The sequence below is a fragment of the Nitratireductor lacus genome (assembly GCF_056431025.1).
Genome location: NZ_JBWKMB010000003.1, coordinates 241,200 through 261,378, shown reverse-complemented (window position 1 = coordinate 261,378; position 20,179 = coordinate 241,200). Strand labels below are relative to the sequence as shown.

At 61.8% G+C, this 20,179-nt stretch carries 15 protein-coding genes; 8 read left to right on the top strand and 7 right to left on the bottom strand.

The features are described from left to right. The first annotated feature begins 83 nt into the window (after nucleotides 1-83). The gene (locus tag AC07E3_RS04320; RefSeq protein ID WP_478360399.1) at nucleotides 84-476 is read left to right on the top strand and encodes an ACT domain-containing protein; all 393 of its coding nucleotides are present in this window, start codon (nucleotides 84-86) and stop codon (nucleotides 474-476) included. 479 nt (nucleotides 477-955) lie between these two features. Here the strand turns inward: AC07E3_RS04320 and rpmF are convergent, their stop codons facing one another. Further along, the gene (rpmF, locus tag AC07E3_RS04315) at nucleotides 956-1,138 is read right to left on the bottom strand and encodes a 50S ribosomal protein L32 (RefSeq protein ID WP_007007560.1); all 183 of its coding nucleotides are present in this window, start codon (nucleotides 1,136-1,138) and stop codon (nucleotides 956-958) included. A gap of 151 nt (nucleotides 1,139-1,289) precedes the next feature. Beyond that, on the bottom strand, nucleotides 1,290-2,066 hold the full coding sequence (gene mtgA, locus AC07E3_RS04310; protein WP_418793058.1) for a monofunctional biosynthetic peptidoglycan transglycosylase: 777 nt from the start codon (nucleotides 2,064-2,066) through the stop codon (nucleotides 1,290-1,292). Between the two features lie 139 nt (nucleotides 2,067-2,205). On the opposite strand from mtgA, the gene AC07E3_RS04305 reads away from it, so the two are divergent. Continuing rightward, a complete protein-coding gene (locus AC07E3_RS04305; RefSeq protein ID WP_478360398.1) occupies nucleotides 2,206-3,114 on the top strand; it encodes a polyprenyl synthetase family protein in 909 nt (302 codons plus the stop codon). 194 nt (nucleotides 3,115-3,308) lie between these two features. Continuing rightward, on the top strand, nucleotides 3,309-5,768 hold the full coding sequence (locus AC07E3_RS04300; RefSeq protein ID WP_478360397.1) for a hybrid sensor histidine kinase/response regulator: 2,460 nt from the start codon (nucleotides 3,309-3,311) through the stop codon (nucleotides 5,766-5,768). A 53-nt stretch (nucleotides 5,769-5,821) separates the two neighbouring features. Here the strand turns inward: AC07E3_RS04300 and AC07E3_RS04295 are convergent, their stop codons facing one another. After that, complete coding sequence (locus tag AC07E3_RS04295; protein WP_025029517.1) at nucleotides 5,822-6,157, bottom strand: cupin domain-containing protein; 336 nt, start codon at nucleotides 6,155-6,157, stop codon at nucleotides 5,822-5,824. A gap of 138 nt (nucleotides 6,158-6,295) precedes the next feature. Between AC07E3_RS04295 and AC07E3_RS04290 the strand changes: the two genes are divergently transcribed. Next, a complete protein-coding gene (locus AC07E3_RS04290) occupies nucleotides 6,296-6,823 on the top strand; it encodes a MarR family winged helix-turn-helix transcriptional regulator (protein ID WP_478360396.1) in 528 nt (175 codons plus the stop codon). Nucleotides 6,824-6,826: 3 nt separating this feature from the next. On the opposite strand, the gene ispG is transcribed toward AC07E3_RS04290, so the two are convergent. Then, a complete protein-coding gene (ispG, locus tag AC07E3_RS04285) occupies nucleotides 6,827-8,104 on the bottom strand; it encodes a flavodoxin-dependent (E)-4-hydroxy-3-methylbut-2-enyl-diphosphate synthase (protein ID WP_478360395.1) in 1,278 nt (425 codons plus the stop codon). Nucleotides 8,105-8,279: 175 nt separating this feature from the next. Between ispG and AC07E3_RS04280 the strand changes: the two genes are divergently transcribed. After that, nucleotides 8,280-9,077 (top strand): 3-hydroxybutyrate dehydrogenase, encoded by a 798-nt coding sequence (locus tag AC07E3_RS04280; protein WP_223005429.1) that lies wholly within the window; start codon nucleotides 8,280-8,282, stop codon nucleotides 9,075-9,077. Nucleotides 9,078-9,139: 62 nt separating this feature from the next. Here AC07E3_RS04280 and AC07E3_RS04275 read toward each other — a convergent pair whose 3' ends face one another. Further along, nucleotides 9,140-9,754, bottom strand: a complete 615-nt coding sequence (locus AC07E3_RS04275) for a TetR/AcrR family transcriptional regulator (RefSeq protein ID WP_223005430.1) — start codon at nucleotides 9,752-9,754, stop codon at nucleotides 9,140-9,142. A gap of 312 nt (nucleotides 9,755-10,066) precedes the next feature. Here AC07E3_RS04275 and AC07E3_RS04270 point away from each other — a divergent pair, with 312 nt between their 5' ends. The 3 genes from AC07E3_RS04270 to AC07E3_RS04260 all read left to right on the top strand — a co-directional run bounded on the left by AC07E3_RS04270 (nucleotide 10,067) and on the right by AC07E3_RS04260 (nucleotide 14,778). Beyond that, a complete protein-coding gene (locus AC07E3_RS04270; protein ID WP_336070147.1) occupies nucleotides 10,067-11,206 on the top strand; it encodes an efflux RND transporter periplasmic adaptor subunit in 1,140 nt (379 codons plus the stop codon). A 121-nt stretch (nucleotides 11,207-11,327) separates the two neighbouring features. Then, complete coding sequence (locus tag AC07E3_RS04265) at nucleotides 11,328-14,489, top strand: efflux RND transporter permease subunit (RefSeq protein ID WP_336070145.1); 3,162 nt, start codon at nucleotides 11,328-11,330, stop codon at nucleotides 14,487-14,489. A 130-nt stretch (nucleotides 14,490-14,619) separates the two neighbouring features. Further along, nucleotides 14,620-14,778, top strand: a complete 159-nt coding sequence (locus AC07E3_RS04260) for a DUF3309 domain-containing protein (RefSeq protein ID WP_007010814.1) — start codon at nucleotides 14,620-14,622, stop codon at nucleotides 14,776-14,778. Nucleotides 14,779-14,823: 45 nt separating this feature from the next. Here the strand turns inward: AC07E3_RS04260 and AC07E3_RS04255 are convergent, their stop codons facing one another. Both AC07E3_RS04255 and pyc read right to left on the bottom strand, forming a co-directional pair. After that, the gene (locus AC07E3_RS04255) at nucleotides 14,824-16,011 is read right to left on the bottom strand and encodes an MFS transporter (RefSeq protein WP_478360394.1); all 1,188 of its coding nucleotides are present in this window, start codon (nucleotides 16,009-16,011) and stop codon (nucleotides 14,824-14,826) included. A 95-nt stretch (nucleotides 16,012-16,106) separates the two neighbouring features. Next, nucleotides 16,107-19,571 carry a pyruvate carboxylase gene (pyc, locus tag AC07E3_RS04250; RefSeq protein ID WP_478360393.1) on the bottom strand — a complete coding sequence of 1,155 codons (3,465 nt, stop codon included), beginning with the start codon at nucleotides 19,569-19,571 and terminating at the stop codon, nucleotides 16,107-16,109. Nucleotides 19,572-20,179 lie beyond the last annotated feature (608 nt).

The window sequence follows — 20,179 nt, the reverse complement described above, 5'->3', positions numbered from 1 at the left end:
ACCATCTCGAGCGCTGTCTGTTCGGGGGCCGGTGTCTTCAACATGACCCAGTGAATCAAAAACCCCCGGCAAATGCCAGGGGTTTGTCAGCAGTCTGGACGCCCGTTCTTACGACGGGCGTTTTCGTTTTCTGCTGCGTAGAGCGGGAGCGCGCCGCAACGCTTTATGCGGAAGCGGAAGGTGTTTTTCAGGAAGAGGAAGGCACGACGCTCGTGCTGCCGCTGGCGCGCGCCGGGGCGCTTGGCTTCGACACGCAGATGCCGATGCGCCGGATCGTTCTTGAAGTCTATTCCGCGCTCGACGGCGTGGGGCTGACAGCCGGCGTGGCGACGGCGCTGGCAGATGAAGGCATCCCCTGCAACGTGGTCGCCGCCTACCATCACGATCACGTCTTCGTGCCGGAGGAGATGGCCGAAGAAGCGCTCTCGATCCTGCAGGCGCTGCAGCGACGGGCAAAAGCCGGAAAAGATATCTGAAACAAAAAAAAGACCGGTGAGTGACCGGTCTCTTACAATCGAAACAACGTTCAATCATTTACGTCCTAAGCGCCATCGATCTGGATCGGGTAATCGGATAAGGGAGTTCGCGATCAAAACAACCCTACACCCTTCCTTTATTATCGGTGACCGAGTACAGCACTCAAACATTCCGCGTAGGTATCAAGAATGTACTGGCGATCAGGACTCTTTTCGTCGCGCACTGGCCCCTGCCTGAGATAATAACCCTCCACAGCCGCGACATGTATCAACAACTTATACGCAACCTGTTGCGGTGAGTTTTCACCGATGTGAATCACTGCCGGATCAGTCATTTTATCCTCCCGTTATTAGCAACAGTGAAATTTTAACAACGCCTACCTCAGTGTCGAGTCAGATATGTGCCTGGAAAGCAAAACAATTGACAAAAAAAGACCGGCCAGAGACCGGTCTTTTCGCAATCCACTGGAAAAAGGCGCTTATGCGTCCTTCGGCTCCAGAACCTGACGGCCGCGATACATGCCGGTCTTCAGGTCGATGTGGTGCGGACGACGCAGCTCGCCCGAATTCTTGTCTTCGACATAGGTCGGTGCCTTGATGGCATCGGCCGAGCGGCGCATGCCGCGCTTCGAAGGCGTCGTTTTCCTTTTTGGTACAGCCATTGTCCTGCTCCGCTAATCGGTCAAAGGCCGTTGCGGCCCCTTGATCCAGGGCCCAGCATTTCGGCCGGGAATTGGAAGTCGGCGTGCCTATACACCTCCAAACGGGTTTTGGCCAGTGGGGCGCAGCGCATTTTTTGGAGAATCGCCGTAATCAGGGTTTCAGGCACCCCACATAACCGCCCGCCTTGCGCGCCCGCTGCTCGATGTTTGCGGCGAGCCGGCTGAGGCCGCCCGATGGCTTTGCCGGGTTGCGCTCCAGCGGGTTGGGCAGCGTCACCGCCAGAAGGGCCGCCTGCCGGCGGGTAAGCTCGGAAGCCGGCCGGCCGAAATAGTGCTGCGCCGCAGCTTCAGCACCATAGATATTCGGTCCCCACTCGACGATGTTCAGATAGATTTCAAGAATGCGCCGCTTGGAAAGCACAAGGTCCAGATAGACGGCCAGGGGCAGTTCCAGCCCCTTGCGAACGAAGGAACGGCCCTGCCACAGATAGAGGTTCTTCACCGTCTGCATCGGAATGGTGGAAGCGCCTCGGGCCTTTTCCCCGGAAAGCGCATCATTGATGACAAGGTTCAGCGCCGCCCAGTCTATGCCATCATGGGCGCAGAACTGCCCGTCCTCCGACATCAACACGGAGTACTGGATCAGCGTGCCCATTTCCTCGAGCGATTTCCAGCGGCGGTCATACCCCTCAAGCGTCGCCAGGTCCCGCAGCATCAATGTAGAGACCGGATGAATGAACGGGACCTTGTAGAGAATTGTCAACCCGGCCGGAATCAGTGCCAGAACGGCAAGGACGATCACAACACGGCGAAGAAGCCATCCACGCCAGCGACGCGCAGACCCCGTCCGTGTTTTGCCGCTGCGGCCACGGCGTCTGCCGCCTCTGGCCGACGGCTTTTTCTCGGGATCGACTGTCGGGCCGCTCAAACCTGTTCCCCCGCTGTCATGTACGCCTCTAAAAAACAGCTTTTCGCATAGCGGTCCAATGCCTGCGGCGCAATGGCACCGGCAATCGGGCTTGACCCGGGCGCCCATTAGCGGCATCGCTCCGGGCATGGAAGAGACGATGATACTCCCGTTCGAGGTTAAACTGGCCGCTGGCGCGAGCCTGGTTGAGAACACCCTGCGCGATCTGCTCGATGCGCGCCCGCTTGAGGGTGAGCTTTATAGGCCCGAACGACTGCTCAAAGCCATGCGCCACGGCGTGCTGAACGGCGGCAAGCGCCTGCGTCCCTTTCTCGTTCTTGAAACAGCCGCGCTCTTCGATGCAAGCGACGACACGGCGGCGCTGCGCGTGGCGGCAGCGCTGGAGTGCGTGCATTGCTACTCCCTCGTCCATGACGACCTGCCGGCGATGGACGACGACGACCTGCGCCGGGGCCAGCCGACCGTGCATCGCGCATTTGACGAGGCCGCGGCGATCCTTGCTGGCGACAGCCTGCTGACCTACGCATTCGACATTGTGAGCGCCCCCGAGACGCCCTTGCCAGCAGAAGCGCGGCTCGCGCTCGTCAACCGGCTTGCCCGCGCTTCCGGCATCGGCGGCATGGCCGGTGGGCAGGCGCTGGACCTGGCCGCGGAAGGCTCGAGCCTCAGTGAAGAAGAAATACTTCGCCTTCAGGCCATGAAGACGGGAGCCCTGATTCGGTTCGCCTGCGAGGCCGGCGGCGTGGTCGGCGGCGCACAACCGGCAGAAATAGAGCGTCTTGGTGAATTCGGCGCTGCCATCGGACTGGCCTTCCAGTTGGCCGACGATCTTCTGGACCTCACATCCAGCAGCGAAACAATGGGCAAGGCGACCGGCAAGGACGCCGCCGCCGGCAAGGCGACACTGGCAGGCCTGCATGGCGTCGACTGGACGCGCCGTCAGTTGAATGGGCTTGTCGCCCAGGCAGAGGATATTCTGGAGCCATTCGGCGAGCGCGCAGAGACCCTGCGGCAGGCCGCGCGATTTGTGGCCGATCGACAGAATTAAGCCCAGCTTTCTGCATCTTTTTTCTTGCGAGCCGGCAACAATGCGGCTCGTCTTGCTTTTCTGAATGTGGAATTTGACGTCACTACGCCGCCTTCGATTTTGGAAGGCCGTGTAAAAACACGTTCTTTTAGCGTTAATCAGACATTAATCCGGATGCTCAATTCTTACGGTATTGGGATGTCTTGGGAAGAGTAATGCCTACCGTAGGTACACAGCAGTATATGCGCGGGCGCCTGGTCGTGCTTCTGATTGGCTTCGTGGTCGCGGTTGCCATGGGAACCGGGTTCCTTCTTTGGCAGACACAGGTCACCAAGAATCAGGTGCGCTTCGGTGCGTTCATCAGCCATATGGCCGATGCCACCAACGATGTGATTCACAATGCGCTGCGGCTGGAGCAGGCTGAGCTCATCTCGCGCGGCGACGCCGCCGAGACTGAAGCGAGCCACAGCGCGCTCGAGATGGCTCTGGCCAGATTGAACGACGCCTATCAGGCGCTCGAGTTCGCCATCAGCGGGGAAATAACCACGCTGGAAAGCCAGCGTCTTAGCAACCTTCAGGTCGGCGGCAACGCAGGCGCACCGGTCCCGCAAACCACCCCGACCGCGACCGACATTACGGGACATACCGTCCCGGCTTCGGTGCGGCGTATCTGGCTTGGCCAGAATGGGGAACCGGCGCTCCGCAGCCAGATCCGCGACATCATCTCGCTCGCCAACAGGCTGGAGGTGTTCACCGACTATGAGAACGCCACGGCACGTCGCGTTTTCAAGCAATTGCAGACACTGGCCAACACGCAGGTGCGCCCGGAGCTTAAGCGCATCTCCGATCTGCTCAATGCGGGGATGATCGAAAGCCATGGCACCCTCCAGTGGGGTCTCTTCGGCGTTGCCGTGGCCATGGTTAGCGCAAGCCTCCTGCTCGCGCTTCGCATTTTCGAGCCAATGATCCGCCGCATCTCCAAAGCGCACCAGGATCTGCACAGCGCCAACATTTCGCTCGCCGCCGAGAAGATAAAGGCGCAATCCGCCGACCGCACGAAATCGGAGTTCCTGGCCAATATGAGCCACGAGATCCGCACGCCGATGAACGGCGTCATGGGCATGGCGGAACTGCTCGCCCGCACCAATCTCGACCAGCGCCAGGCGATGTTCGTCGACGTGATCGTCAAGTCGGGCACCGCTCTTCTGACGATCATCAACGACATCCTTGATTTTTCCAAAATCGATGCCGGTCAGCTCAAACTGGTCGAGGCACCCTTTCGGCTTAGAGAAGCGATCGAGGATGTGGCCGCACTCGTCTCGTCTCGCGTGGCCGAAAAGAATCTGGAACTCATCGTTCGTGTTGACCCGGAGCTCTCCGCGTCCTTTATCGGTGATGTGGGGCGTTTCCGGCAGATCGCCACGAACCTTGTCGGCAATGCCGTAAAGTTCACCGAACGGGGGCATGTGCTGATCGACGTTTCGGGGAAAACCGAAGGAGGCACAACGCAGGTTACGGTTCGTGTGGAAGACACCGGCATTGGCATTCCGCCGGACAAACTGGAAGCGGTTTTCGACAAGTTCGCGCAGGTCGACTCCTCCTCCACCCGCCGTCACGAAGGAACGGGTCTCGGGCTCGCCATCGCCGTGAAGCTTGCCGAACTGATGGGTGGTTCGATTGAAGCGACAAGCGAGGTCGGAAAAGGCTCGACCTTCATTTTCACCCTGCCGTTCGCCATTGACACGGCAAACGTGATACAGGCGACAGCACCCGTCGACGTTTCCGGGGCCCGTGTTTTCGTGATCGACGACAATCCGATCAACCGCGAAATCCTTCTGGAACAGCTGAACAGCTGGGGCTTCGAATGCGCTGCCGCGGAAAGCGGCGCCGTTGGCCTTGCCTTCCTTCAGCGCTCTGCCCAGCTCGACGCACGCGTGGACTGCGTGATCCTCGATTACCAGATGCCCGACATGAACGGCGCCGACGTCGCCAAGAAGATCAAGGCCGATGCGGCACTCGCCGGCATCCCGCTTGTCCTCCTGACATCGGTCGATCAGACGGACACCGCGAGTCTCGTCAGCGAATGCGGCATCGCCGCCCATCTCAACAAGCCAACGCGCTCATCCATGCTTCTCGAAACACTCGTCTCCGTGATGCAGGTAAGCCGCGCCCTCCCAGATCAGCCGCAGGGCGATGCCCCTGCCCCGGCGAAGCCGATCCAGATTCATGCCTCGACACCGCTTGAGCGCGGTCTTTCGGGGTCGCGCGGCGCCAACGGGCCGCTCGACGTTCTGGTCGCCGAGGACAACGAGGTGAACCAGCTGGTGTTCAGCCAGATTCTTGATGGAATGGGCCTGAAATACAGGATTGCAGGCAACGGCAAGACGGCAGTGGAGATGCTGCGCACGCTGAAGCCCGGGCTCGTTCTCATGGACGTTTCCATGCCGGAGATGAACGGCTACGAGGCAACGGCCGCGATCCGGGAGCACGAAGCCGCGAGCGGTACGCATACTCCGATCATAGGCATCACCGCGCACGCACTGAGGGGCGACCGCGAAAAATGCCTGGGCGCCGGCATGGACGATTATCTGCCCAAGCCGATCTCCCCGCAGAAACTCGCCGAAAAGATCACGCACTGGCGCAACGATCCGGAACAGCTTACCGCAAGCGCCTGAGAGAGGCCGGTGAGCCACAGACCCGCCGGCCCCGCCGGCCCCGCCTGCATGCCTTAAAGGTTCTCCTGCTCGATGCGACCCGACGCATGGATGCAGACAATGTCGAGACGTTCAGATCCGACATTGGCAAAGCTGTGCGGCGTGTCGGCCGGGACGACGACAATATCGCCGGCATGCGCCCGCACCGTCTCATCGCCCACCGTGAACTCCGCCTCACCCGAATGCAGCACCCAGGTTTCCGAATAGGGATGCTTGTGCAGGCCGGTGGCGTGGCCGGGCGGACTGTTCATGACAAACATCGAAACCTGTCCGCCATATGGTTCTCCCTCGAACGTCACGGTCCCCTTCGGGCTCGGCTTCTGCTGTGAACGTCTGATGATCTCAAACATGGCTGTCTCTCCCTTCCTCCTCAAGTGTCCGCAGGCGATGGCCTGAGAGCTAGTATCTTAACGCAAAGATAGTTGCAATATATCTTTGTGTCAATATATATAGTGAGCATTCGGAGTCGCAGACGATAGAGGGCCTTGATGAGCATTGAGAAAACCGGCGAGGATCATGTCGATCGCCTGCGCGCGCAGTGGGCACGCGAGCTTCCTGACCTGGACACGAGCCCCATGAGCATTCTCGGCCGCATCTACCGGCTTTCAATGCTTGTCCGCCCCGGTATCGAGGAAACCTTCGCCGCCTTCGATCTCGATCGCGGCGAGTTCGACGTCATCGCCACCCTGCGCCGCGCGGGGCCGCCCTACCGGCTGACGCCAACCGAACTCTACAAATCCCTGATGATCACTTCGGGCGGCCTGACACACAGGCTGAAACGCCTTGAAAAGGCCGGCCTGGTCGAGCGTATCCCCTCGCCCGAGGATGGGCGCAGCATGATCGTCGGTCTGACGAGCACCGGGATAAAGCGTGCTGAAGAGGCCTTCCGGGCAGACATGGAAAGCGAGCTCGCCCTCTTCGCCTCGATGCCAGCCGCGCGTCGCGAACTTCTGGCGGAACTCTTGCGCGAGCTCACCCAGAATGTGACGTCAAACCTGGCAGACCGGGAAAACTAAACTTTATTCCGCCGCCTCGCGGGAGCCGAAACGCTTTTCGATATAGTCGCCGACCATTTTTTCAAACTCCGCGGCGATGTCCCCGCCCCGCAGCGTCGCGGCCTTCCTGCCGTCGATGAAGACCGGTGCAGCGGGAGTCTCGCCCGTGCCAGGCAGCGAAATGCCGATATCGGCATGTTTGGATTCGCCCGGCCCATTGACGATGCAGCCCATCACCGCAACCTTGAGGCTTTCCACTCCCGGATACTTCTTGCGCCAGACCGGCATGTTCTTGCGCAGATCGCCTTCGATCTTCTGGGCCAGTTCCTGAAAGACGGTCGACGTCGTACGGCCGCAGCCGGGGCATGCGGCAACCACCGGCAGGAACTGGCGGAAGCCCATGGTCTGCAGAAGCTCCTGTGCCACCTGCACCTCGCGGGTGCGGTCGCCACCGGGCTCCGGCGTCAGCGAAATGCGGATCGTGTCGCCAATACCCTGCTGCAGCAGGATGCCCATCGCCGCCGACGAGGCAACGATACCCTTCGTGCCCATCCCGGCTTCCGTGAGCCCGAGATGCAGCGAATGGTTGGAGCGCCGTGCGAGTTCGGTATAGACCGCGATCAGGTCCTGCACCTGGCTCACCTTGGCCGACAGGATGATCCGGTCACGGCCGAGGCCGATCTCCTCGGCAAGTTCCGCCGAAAGCAGCGCCGACTGCACGATGGCCTCGCGCGTCACCTCCTGCGCCGTCATGGGCGAGCCATTGTCCTGGTTCTCGTCCATCAGGCGCGTCAGCAGCTCCTGGTCGAGCGACCCCCAGTTGACGCCGATGCGCACCGGCTTGTCGTATTTGATCGCCGTTTCGATGATCGCAGCAAACTGGCGGTCCTTCTTGTCCTTGAAGCCGACATTGCCGGGGTTGATGCGATATTTCGCCAGCGCCTCTGCACAGGCCGGATGATCGGCCAGCAGCTTGTGGCCTATATAGTGGAAATCGCCGACCAGCGGCACGAAAATGCCGACGCGCTCCAGCCGCTCGCGGATGCGCGGAACGGCAGCCGCCGCCTCGTCGCGATCGACCGTGATGCGCACCAGCTCCGAGCCCGCGCGGTGAAGCGCCGCCACCTGCGCGACCGTGCGGTCCACATCCGCCGTGTCGGTGTTCGTCATCGACTGGACGACCACGGGCGCATCCCCGCCGACAATGACGTTGCCGACGGCAACACCCACCGCATCACGCCGCGGGAATGGCGAAGAGAAATAGCCGCTCACAGATTTGCTGGCCGTGAATGTTCCGGTCATGGGGGAACTGTCCCGTTTTCAGCCGTATCGGGCTTGAGGTGGCCGAGACCGGCCCGAATGTCAATGGCGCAGAAGCGCATTTGCGCAGATCGCCTCGCTTGACAGCGTCTGCATCCGTCGCTTTGCTGCGCTGCAGCATCACTCCAGTTCCCCAGCTTCAACGAAGGGCCATGCCATGCAGGACGAACCGGGCAAGCACAATCGGACCGCTGTCATCACCGGTTCAACCTCCGGCATCGGCCTCGGTGTCGCCGAAGCGCTGGCAGCCAGCGGCTGCAACATCGTGCTGAACTCGTTCACCGACAGCGCCGACGACCACGCTCTTGCAGAGAAGCTTGCCGATGATCACGGCGTGAAAGCGACCTATGCGCGCGCCGACATGTCGGACCCGAACGCCTGTCGCGAGCTTGTCGAACACGCGGTAAAGCGCTTCGGTGGCCTCGACATTCTCGTCAACAATGCCGGCATACAGCATGTCGCTCCGGTCGAAGAGTTTCCCGTCGAAAAGTGGAACGCCATTCTGGCGATCAATCTTTCGTCATCCTTCCACACCATCGCCGCTGCGATCCCGCACATGAAGAAGGCCGGCCGCGGCCGCATCGTCAACATAGCGTCGGCGCACGGCCTGCGCGCCTCACCCTTCAAATCCGCCTATGTGGCCGCCAAGCATGGCGTCGTGGGCCTGACCAAGACAGTCGCTCTGGAACTGGCTGAGACCGGCATCACCTGCAACGCCATCTGTCCCGGCTATGTGCTCACGCCTCTGGTGGAAGCGCAGATTCCCGACCAGATGAAAGTGCATGGCATGGATCGTGAGACGGTCGTACGCGAAGTGATGCTCGCCAGACAGCCGACCCGCGAATTCGTCACCATCGAGGAACTGGGTGGGCTGGTGGTCTTCCTGTGTTCCGACCATGCGGCCCAGATGACCGGCACGGCCCTGCCCATGGATGGCGGCTGGACGGCACAATAGAACTGGCCGGGGCCGATTCCGCTGCAGGGATTGCAGGAATGCAAACGCCCCGGATCAGGGCCTCAGCCGCGCCCCGGCTGCGCCGCGGCCATGGAAATCTCGAGAATGCGCACCAGCCGCCCCGCGCCTTCTATCGCCGGCTTACCGCACAGTCCGCGCATGCGCATGCCTTCGAGACCGTCAAGCAGGATCTCGGCCAGCCCCCGCGCGGAGAGACCCTGCCCCTCGAGATCGGCACGCGTCCGGGCTGCCTCGTCCGCCACCGCCGCCTCGACGATGGAGGTTAGCCCGTCACGCCACTCGGCGATGATGTCGGCGGCGATCTTGTTCTCCATATCGAGAATCTCCTGCCCGTGCGCCGACTGGTCGATGGTTTCGATCAGTCCGAACAGGGCGCGATCGAGCGCCGTCATCATTCGCTCGCCAAAAGTGCCGTCTTCAGCCAGTCCCTGCCGCGCGCCCTCGAGCGACTGTTCGAGAACACACGCGCCAATGGCGCGAAAAATATCGGCCTTGTTGCGAAACTGGAGGTAAAGCGCGGGCCGGGAGACCTCGGCCGAGCGGGCAATGTCGTCCATCGTGGTTCGCGCGAAGCCATAGGCGAGGAACACCTTCATGGCGCCATCGAGGATACGCTCCCGCTTCGGATCATCGGTACATCTGGCGATCAGATTCATTGCCTGCACTTTCTTTCAATGACCATTGACAAAATAACGGATTTTGTCAATATGTCCCAACCTTCGCGCAACATGCGCGCAGAGGCCGCCTGTATTTGCTCGCACTCTGGTTCCGGGCCAACGTTCGTTGATGTCAGGAGCAATAGCCGTTTGGCTTTTGTAAAGCCCGCGCGTGCGATATAGGAGCGTGCTTTTGTCGCAAGATACGGGCTTCGTGCCCTTGCGCCCAGGCGAATTGAATTCTGCGCGGGCAGTCCCCATATCGGGCCAGTCCTTACTTGACCGGCCGGCTCTATCGCATCGGAAAACGACATGCCGAAGATAAGGTTGCATAAACTTGCCGCGATTGCCGTTCTGGTCGCGACAACCGCCTGGATCGCTACGGGGGAATTCTCCTCTGCCGGCAGCGCCAGCGAGGAAACACAGACCGTTGCGCAGCGCCCGGAGAACAAACCGGCGGAAGCGCAGACGGTTACCGTCGCCACACCGCCGCGCATCGATCATTCACGCACAATCCGCGTTTCCGGCAAGACCGCCGCAGACAAGCGCTCCGCCCTGGCCCTGCGTGCCGGTGGCGTCGTTTCGGAACTGCCGGTTTCCAAGGGTGACAATGTCTCTGCCGGCGACCTGATCCTGAGGCTTGAGACCGAGGACAAGGAAGCCGCGGTCGAAACCGCGCGCCAGGTCCTGGCGCAGCGCGAGGCCGAATCCGAAGCCGCTGACCGTCTGGCCAAGTCCGGAAATCTGGCACGACTGCAACTCGACAGCGCCCGTTCTGCACTGGCCAGCGCCCGCTCACAGCTTGAAGCGGCCGAAGCCGACCTTGCACGCATTACGGTTCGCGCCCCCTTCGACGGCATCATAGATAAAGTCGACGTGGAGCTCGGTTCCTCCGCCATGCAGGGCCAGGAAGTCGCCACGCTCATCAAACTCGACCCGGTGATTGCCGTGGGCGAGGTCAGCGAACACGATCTCGGTTCCGTCGATGTCGGCGACGGTGCGGAGGTTCGGCTTGTCAACGGCTCCAGTGTCAGGGGCGAAGTGCGCTTCGTCAGCCGTGAAGCCTCGGAACAGACCCGCACCTTCCGCATCGAAGTGGCGGTACCCAATCCGAACGGCGACATCCCAGCGGGCATGACTGCGGAGATCAACATTCATGCCGAGCCGGTGGAAGCTGTGGCCCTGCCGCGCTCCGTGGTCACGCTGAACGAGGACGGTGAACTCGGCGTCCGCGCCGTTAATGACGACAGCAAGGTCGTGTTCTACCCCATCGATCTGGTCGACGACACGCCGCGCGCCCTCTTCCTTGCGGGCATCCCGGCCGACGCCCGGGTGATCGTTTCCGGGCAGGATCTGGTGACCGAGGGCGATGCGGTGAAGACCGAGGTTGCCGATCAGAAGCTGATACGGGAACTGGCCGGCGTCCTCGCCTCTGAAATGACCAGCCGCTGAGGCAGTCCGCAACGGCGGAATCCGGTTTCCGCCCGGGAGGCTGCAAGACAACGAAACAGAGCGCCTCCGTTATCAGGAGAACGACGGCAGTGCGCTGACGGGACAAGACAGGACCTGCCCGATGGACATCGTCCGTATTGCAATTCAGAACGCCAGGCTGACCTTATCCATCCTGCTCTTCTTCGTGATCGCCGGGTCGCTGGCCTATGTCAGCATTCCGAAGGAAGCCGAGCCGGATGTTCCGATCCCGATCATCTATGTGAGCCTGACCTATCAGGGTATCTCGCCCGAGGATTCGGAACGGCTCCTGCTTCGCCCCATCGAAACCCGGCTGAAAAGCCTGGAGGGCGTCAAGGAAATGCGCTCCTCCGCCTATCAGGGCGGCGGTTTTGTCCTTGTCGAGTTCCAGGCCGGCTACGACTTTTCCAACGCCATCGAGGATGTGCGCGCCAAAGTGGCCGATGCCCGGCGCGAGCTGCCGCAGGGCGCCGACGAACCTTCGGTGCATGAGGTCAATATCTCGGAATTCCCAATTCTGGTCGTAACGCTCGCCGGCAATGTGCCGGAGCGTGTCCTGTCCACCGCTGCGCGGGAGCTCAGGGACCGGATCGAGGAAATTCCCGGCGTGCTCGAAGGCACGTTGCAGGGCTCACGGGACGAACTGGTCGAGATTCTCATCGATCCGATGAAACTGTCGTCCTACGGCCTGCAGCTCGACCAGATGATCAATGGTGTCAACGCTTCGAACAGCCTGGTGGCAGCCGGCTCGCTGGAAGGCGAAGCCGGACGCTATGCGGTCAAGGTGCCTTCATTGATCGAAACGGTCGAGGACGTGGCCAACCTGCCGATCGTCTCCAGCCCGGATGCCGTTGTGCGCGCCCGCGATCTGGCCGCGATCCGCTCCACGTTCAAGGATGCCGAGACCATCACCCGCCTGAATGGCAGAAACGCGATCGCCATCGAGGTCAAGAAGCGCGTCGGCGCCAATCTCGTCGAAACGGTCGATTCGGTTAAGGCCGCGGCCGCCGAATTCGAGCAGGCCGCCGATGGCAACATCACCGTGTCCTACAGCCAGGACAAGTCGGTGATGATCCGCGATATGCTGAAGGACCTTCAGAACCACGTCCTGATCGCCGTGATCCTGGTCTTCATCGTTGTCCTTTACACCCTCTCCGGCCGCGCCTCCCTGCTGATCGGCCTTGCGGTTCCCGCATCCTTCCTGATGGGCATTTATGCGCTCTCGCTCGGTGGTTTCACCGTCAACATGGTGGTGCTCTTCAGCCTCATTCTGGCAGTCGGCATGCTGGTGGACGACGCGATCATCGTGACCGAATTCGCCGAACGCCGCATGACCGAAGGCATGGACAAGGCGCAGGCCTTCGAGCTGGCGGCCAAACGCATGGCCGGTCCCGTCATTGCCGCTACCATGACCCGCATCGCTGCCTTCTCGCCACTCCTCTTCTGGCCGGGCATTGTCGGCGAGTTCATGAAATACCTGCCGATCACGCTGATCGTCACGCTCAGCGCGTCCATGATCTACGCCCTGATCTTCACCCCCACTCTCGGCGCGATTTTCGCCAAGGCGCATGTCGAGGAAGAGCAGAAGCCCGATGGCTGGTATATGAAGCTCGTGAAGCAGGCCGTCCGCTTTCCGAAAACCGTCCTGCTTCTTACGGTCGGACTTCTCGGCGGCATCATCTATTCCTACTCGCAATACGGCGCCGGCGTTGAATTCTTCCCCAATGTCGAGCCGGAATACGGCCTGATGTATGTCCACGCCCGCGGCAATCTCTCTCTCGAAGAGATGGACAGGCTGACAAAGCCCGCCGAGGAAAAGCTGCTCAACTGGCCGGGCATCGAATCCGTCTACACCCGCGTCGGCAAGACCCGCGGCGGCGGGCAGGACATCGATGAAGATGTCATCGGCGTCATCCAGTATGAGTTCATCGACTGGCGCGAACGTGAGCCGGCCAGCAAGATTCTCGACGATCTGCGCCGTGAACTCGCCGGCACGCCGGGCGTTGAGATCGAGGTTCGCGTGCCCGATGCAGGGCCGCCAACGGGACAGCCGATCCAGATTCGCCTTTCGGCAGCGGATCCGGCCAACCTGAACGATCAGGCTGCGGATGTCGCGCGGGCGATCGCGAATGTTCCGGGAGTCATCGATATCTCTGATGGTCTTCCCCCGCCCGGCATTGACTGGGCGATCAAGGTGGACCGCGCCCGGGCCGCGCAGTACGGGATCAGCCCTGTCTCCGTGGGTACCGTGGTTCAGCTCGTGACCAATGGTCTGAAGCTCTCGGAATACCGGCCCGCCGGCGTCGACGACGCTGTCGATATCCGCCTGCGCCTGCCCGAGGACCGGCGTACTCTCTCCGCGCTCGACCAACTGCGTGTGCAGACTTCGCAGGGGCCGGTGCCGATTGCCAACTTCGTCTCGCGCGAACCCGAACGCTCGACCGGCATCCTCAACCGCATCGACGGTCAGCGCACCATCGTGGTCAGCGCCAATGTGGCAAGCGGCTATCAGGTCTCCGCTGTTCAGGCCGAGGTCACCCAGACGCTGAGCGATATGGATCTCGGCGCAACGCGCTGGAAGCTCGCCGGCTCGAACGAGGAAAGCGAGGAGGCGAGCGCCTTCCTGTCAAAAGCGTTTGGCGCGGCGATCTTCCTGATTTTCGTGGTGCTCCTTGCCCAGTTCAACAAGTTCACCAGCGTCTTCCTTGTGCTGATGACCGTTGTCATGGCCACCATCGGCGTGTTCCTCGGCCTGCTCATCACCGGTCAGCCCTTTGGCATCGTCATGTCCGGCATCGGCGTGATCGCGCTCGCCGGCGTGGTGGTGAACAACAACATCGTGCTGATCGACACTTATGACAGGCTGCGGCACGAGGGCTGGAAAAAGCAGGAGGCCATCCTGCAGACCTGCCGCGAGCGCGCACGGCCGGTGATGTTGACGGCCATCTCTGCCGTGCTCGGCGTTCTGCCGATCGCCTTTGGTCTGGGCCTCGAACTGTTCCACCAGGAGATCACCATCGGCGCACCCTCCACTCAGTGGTGGATTTCGCTGTCCGGCGCCATCGTCTACGGCCTGACCTTCGCAACGGCTCTGACCCTCATCGTGACCCCCTCGGCCCTGATGGTGTTCACGCGCGAAACCCTTCCGGCCGGACAGAAGCGGCGCGGCCTGTTCGCGCGTCTGTTCCGGCGCGGAAAAAAACAGGAGGCTTCGACGAAGACTTCCGACATTCCGGAAGCCCCCTTCCCCAGACCGGCTGAATAGCAGGCCCAGCCTGTCAGATTTGCGGGCCGGCACGCTCTTCGCAGCGTGCCGGCCCGTTTTTGTCTCGAGGGAACCTGAAGCCATCTGAAGCGTTGAATTGCAAGGCTTTCAAGACAGCGAGGAGAACGCGATGTCGCTCGGCACAATCCTCATCATCATTCTCATCCTCATCCTGCTCGGTGCCATTCCCGCGTGGCCGCATTCGCGTGGATGGGGCTACGGACCGTCAGGCATACTCGGCCTGATCCTTGTCATCGTCCTGATCCTGATGCTGATGGGCAATATTTAGAGCATCGGATCCAAAAGGGGGTACGCTCCAGGCCCGGATCCGGTGTCAGGCTCCGCCAGCTGGCTGGACGGCGATCGTGTCAGCGGAGCTGACGAGATTGGCCAGCATCAGGACGCAGGCGAGCAGAACCGAAAACGCGATGAAGATCGGTGCGAAACCGGTTCTCTCGGCGATGAACCCCACAAGCGAGGGGGCAACGAGCATGCCGGAATAGCCGATCGTGGTTGCAACGCTCATGCCTGCTCCAGGTGAGAGCCCGGGCTGATTGCCGGCCGCGGAAAAGACGATCGGCACCATGTTGGCGATCCCCATCCCGCTTAACGCAAAGGCGATCGTCGCCAGCATGGGCGTCGGGGCAAGCCCTGCCCCGAGCATGCCGACAGTCGCAACGACCCCCGAATAACGCAATGTGCGCACGGCACCGAAACGGTTGCGCAGCCGGTCGCCGGCAAACCGCATCATCGCCATCGTGCCTGAAAACGCCGTGAAGGCGAGGCTCGCCTCGGCAATGCCGGCGCCCATTTCCTGCCGCAGGTAGAGTGCAGCCCAGTCGAGCACCGCGCCTTCCGGCAGCATGCAGATGAGTGCGACCAGTCCCGTCACATAGATCATGGGGTTGCGCGGCAGCCCGCCGCGCCCATGCCCCGCCTGCCCCGCCTGCCCCGCCACAGGCCGCGCTTCGACAATCAAAAAGGGAAGCGCGATGAGCACAAGCGCAAAGGCGAACGCAACCACCATGCCCGCATGCGCCATGTAGCCGTAGCGCTCGAGAAGCAGACCGCCGACACCGGCGCCGACAAAGCCGCCGAGGCTCCAGAAACCGTGCGAGGAGGACATCACCGCCCGCCCGAGCGACCGCTCCACCGCCACGGCATTGGCGTTCATGGAAATGTCCATCGCCCCAAGAAACGCACCAAAAAAGACCAGCGCCGCAACCATCTGCCAGATCTGCGTGGCCGCGACCAGACCGGCAAAGGACAGCGCGCATATAAAAGCGGCGACCCGCAGGATGGCGCGGGAACCGAAACGGCCGATCAGATAACCGCAGAGCGGCATGACCGACACCGCGCCGCAGCCGAAAACGAGGATCAACAGCCCAAGTGCCGTCTCACTCAGATCGAAACGCGAAGCAACCACGGGGATCTGCGGTGCCCAGCTACCCACCATGAAGCCGTTGACAAAGAATGAGGCCGCAACGGCCCAGCGCCCGATGGACGCGTTCCGGAAAGACATGTGGGGCTCCAAAAAGGAAACGGCGCATCAGGAAAACCACCTGATTGCGCCGCATCTAAATCGGTTTAATCGCGCACGTCAATCCATGGCGTCAATCACCCACTCTCGAACACGACCAGAAGGTCCTTGGCGTCGATCTGATCGCCGGCGCCCACAAGAACCTCGGCAATCGTCCCGTCGCGTTCGGCGTGAAGCGCGGTTTCCATCTTCATGGCCTCGATGGACAGAAGCACATCGCCGGACTGCACGCTCTGTCCCGGCTTGACGGCGAGCGTGGAAACCACACCCGGCATCGGCGCCCCCACATGCGCCTCGTTTCCGGCCTCCGCCTTGCGGCGGGCAGCGGAAGCGGATGCACCGTGAACCCTGTCGGGAACCTTGACCCGGCGGGGCTGGCCATTGAGCTCGAAGAAGACGGTGACCATGCCCTTTTCGTCCACCTCGCCGACGGCAAGACAGCGAATGACGAGCGTCTTGCCGCGCTCGATGTCGACGAAGATCTCATCCTCCGGCTCCATGCCGTAGAAATAGACCGGTGTCGGCAGAACGCTGACGGGGCCGTAGCTTTCCGATGCGGCGGCAAAGTCGGTGAAGACTTTCGGATACATCAGCCAGGACGAAAACTCGTACTCGCTGACCTTCCGGCCAAGCTTCTCTTCCAGCGCCTTCCGGTCGGCCTCAAGGTCTGCAGGTTCGAGCAGGGAGCCCGGGCGCACGGTGATCGGCTTGCCGCCCTTCAGAACCTTCTTCTGCAGGGCCACCGGCCAGCCCGCAGGCGGTTGACCGAGATCGCCATGCAGCATGGAGACGACCGAATCCGGGAAGGCGATATCCTTCTCCGGGTTTTCGACATCGGCGACCGTCAGGTCCTGCGAGACCATCATCAGTGCCATGTCGCCCACGACCTTGGAGGAGGGCGTGACCTTGACGATGTCGCCGAACATCATGTTGACGTCATGATAGGCGCGCGCGACCTCGTGCCAGCGGGTCTCTAGACCCAGCGAGCGGGCCTGCTCCTTCAGATTGGTGAACTGCCCACCCGGCATTTCGTGCAGATAGACCTCGGAAGCCGGGCCTTTCAGGTCGCTCTCAAAGGCCGCATACTGGTTGCGTACGGCCTCCCAGTAGAAGGAGATGCGGCGCACCCATTCACGGTCGAGCCCGGTATCGCGGGCATCCCCCTTGAGCGCCTCGACGATGGAGCCGAGACAGGGCTGCGACGTATTGCCGGAGAGCGCGTCCATTGCCGCATCCACCGCGTCCACGCCGCTTTCCACGGCAGCAAGCACCGTCGCGGCGGAAATGCCGGACGTGTCATGCGTGTGGAAATGGAGCGGCAGGTCGGTCGCCTCGCGCAGCGCCTTGAACAGCACGCGCGCAGCACCCGGCTTCAGAAGGCCCGCCATGTCCTTGATGGCGATGATGTTGGCACCGGCAGCTTCAAGCTCGCCAGCGAGACCGACATAGTATTTGAGGTCGTACTTGGCGCGGTCCGGGTCGAGCAGATCGCCCGTATAGCAGATCGTGGCTTCACACAGCTTGCCTTCGGAGCGCACCGCGTCCATCGCCACGCGCATGTTCTCCACCCAGTTGAGGCAGTCGAACACACGGAAGAGATCGATGCCGCCTGCGGCCGCCTGCCTGACGAAATGCTGCACGACATTGTCGGGATAATTGGTGTAACCGACGCCATTCGCCCCGCGCAAAAGCATCTGTAAAAGCAGGTTCGGAGCGCCCTCGCGGATGCGTGAAAGGCGCTCCCACGGGTCCTCCGTCAGGAAACGCATGGCGACATCGAAGGTCGCCCCGCCCCAGCATTCCAGCGAAAGAAGCTCTGGAAGCGCGCGGGCATAGACACCGGCAATGCGCGCCATGTCGAAGGTGCGCATGCGTGTTGCGAGCAGCGACTGGTGCGCATCGCGCATGGTGGTGTCGGTGACGAGCACACGCTCCTGCTCGCGCATCCATTTTGCGAACCCCTCGGCGCCGAGACTGTCGAAAGTCTGCTTGCTGCCATCCGGCACCGGCATGTCCACATAAGGCACATGCGGTGCGGCTGCCTCGGCATTGGGCAGTGCCCGACCGCGCGCCTCGGGATGGCCGTTCACCGTGACATCGGCCAGATAGTTGAGGAGCTTGGTGGCGCGATCCTGCCGCCTGACCTGCGTGAAGAGCTCGGGCGTCTCATCGATGAACCGCGTCGTATAGGAAGCGTTGCGGAAATTCGGGTGACTAATGATCGCTTCAAGGAAGGTCAGGTTGGTCGCCACGCCGCGAATGCGGAACTCGCGGAGCGCACGGTCCATCCGGGCGATCGCCTCTTCGGGCGTCGGCGCCCAGGCCGTGACCTTTTCCAGGAGCGGATCGTAGAACCGCGTGATGACGGCGCCGGAATAAGCCGTACCGCCATCGAGCCGGATGCCGAAACCGGTCGCGCCGCGATAAGCGGTGATGCGGCCGTAATCGGGAATGAAATTCTGCTCCGGGTCCTCGGTGGTGATGCGGCACTGGAGGGCATCGCCATTGAGGCGGATATCGGCCTGCGCGGGCACGCCCGACGCCTTGTCGCCGATCTTCTTGCCTTCCAGAATGTGGATCTGCGCCTTCACAATGTCGACGCCGGTGACCTCTTCGGTGACCGTGTGCTCCACCTGGATACGCGGATTGACCTCGATGAAATAGAATGCGCCCGTATCGGCATCCATGAGGAATTCGACCGTGCCGGCACCGATGTAATTGGTCGCCTCCGCAATCTTCAGCGCGTATCCGCACAGTTCGGCGCGCTTCTCGTCGTTGAGATAGGGTGCGGGCGCACGCTCCACGACCTTCTGGTTGCGGCGCTGGATGGAGCAGTCGCGCTCGAACAGATGCACGGCATTGCCATGCGTATCGCCCAGCACCTGCACCTCCACATGGCGCGCGCGCTCGACCAGCTTTTCCAGATAGACCTCGTCCTTGCCGAAAGCGGCCTTGGCCTCGCGCTTCGCCTCGGTGACTTCATGCTCCAGGTCCTCGCTGCTGCGGATAACGCGCATGCCGCGCCCGCCGCCGCCCCAGGAAGCCTTGAGCATGACCGGGAAGCCCACCTCCTCGGCCATCTCGGCAACCCTGGCCATATCGTCCGGCAGCGGCTCCGTTGCCGGAACCACCGGCACACCGACCTCAATGGCCAGATTGCGGGCAGCAACCTTGTTGCCAAGGCGGCGCATGGTCTCGGGCTTCGGTCCAATAAAGACAATGCCGTTTTCCGCACAGGCTTCGGCGAATTCCGGGCTCTCCGACAGGAGACCGTAGCCTGGATGAATGGCATCCGCGCCCGAAAGTTTGGCAACGCGGATCACCTCATCGATCGACAGATAGCTCTCGATGGGGCCGAGATCGCGTTCCAGATGCGGCCCGCGCCCGACCTGATAGGATTCGTCCGCCTTGAACCGGTGCAGCGAATACTTGTCCTCCTCGGCCCAGATGGCCACCGTTCGGATATCGAGTTCATTGGCTGCGCGAAAGACGCGGATGGCGATTTCGGAACGGTTTGCGACGAGGATCTTCTTAATCTGCACTGGCAAGAACTCCGGGAAGAGAAGGATGGTGCGGGGTTGCCCGGCGCGAAACTCCCCTCCGCGCCAAAACGACGCGGTATGATTAGCGTGGACGATGCTGCGGTGCAAACTTTCTTGACGTGGAGGAAGATTCGCGGGTTTCGAAGCAACGATTCTCCGTTTCGTATGGTACCGCCCCCCCCTGCTTCAGCCTGATGGATGGCTCCATCTTCTTCGTCCAGGCGGACGGGAGCGAGACGCGGGGCCCATTGAGAGGCGGCTCGAGGTGCCGCAGAGTGCGCAGGAACACAGCCAGGTGCTCGCTCATGCTCCGTTTGAAGAGTGCACGCCAGCGTCAAACGCCCCCCTCTCCCCGTTTGCGGTTAGAAGGTGAGGATGAGGGGCAGGCGCCATCACCTGCAAGGATGCCGACAGAGGTGGAGAAGGCCGCAAGGCACCGCCAGCCCCTCATCCCCCTGCCGGGACCTTCTCCCCGTCAGGACGGGGAGAATGAGGTCGTCATCCCGGGCTTGACCCGGGACCCATTGGGAAAATGAGCAAGAGCACGGCCCGGTTTTCATCCAGCCACCTCCCAATGCGTCTTGACGCCATTCCGCAACCATGCAAAA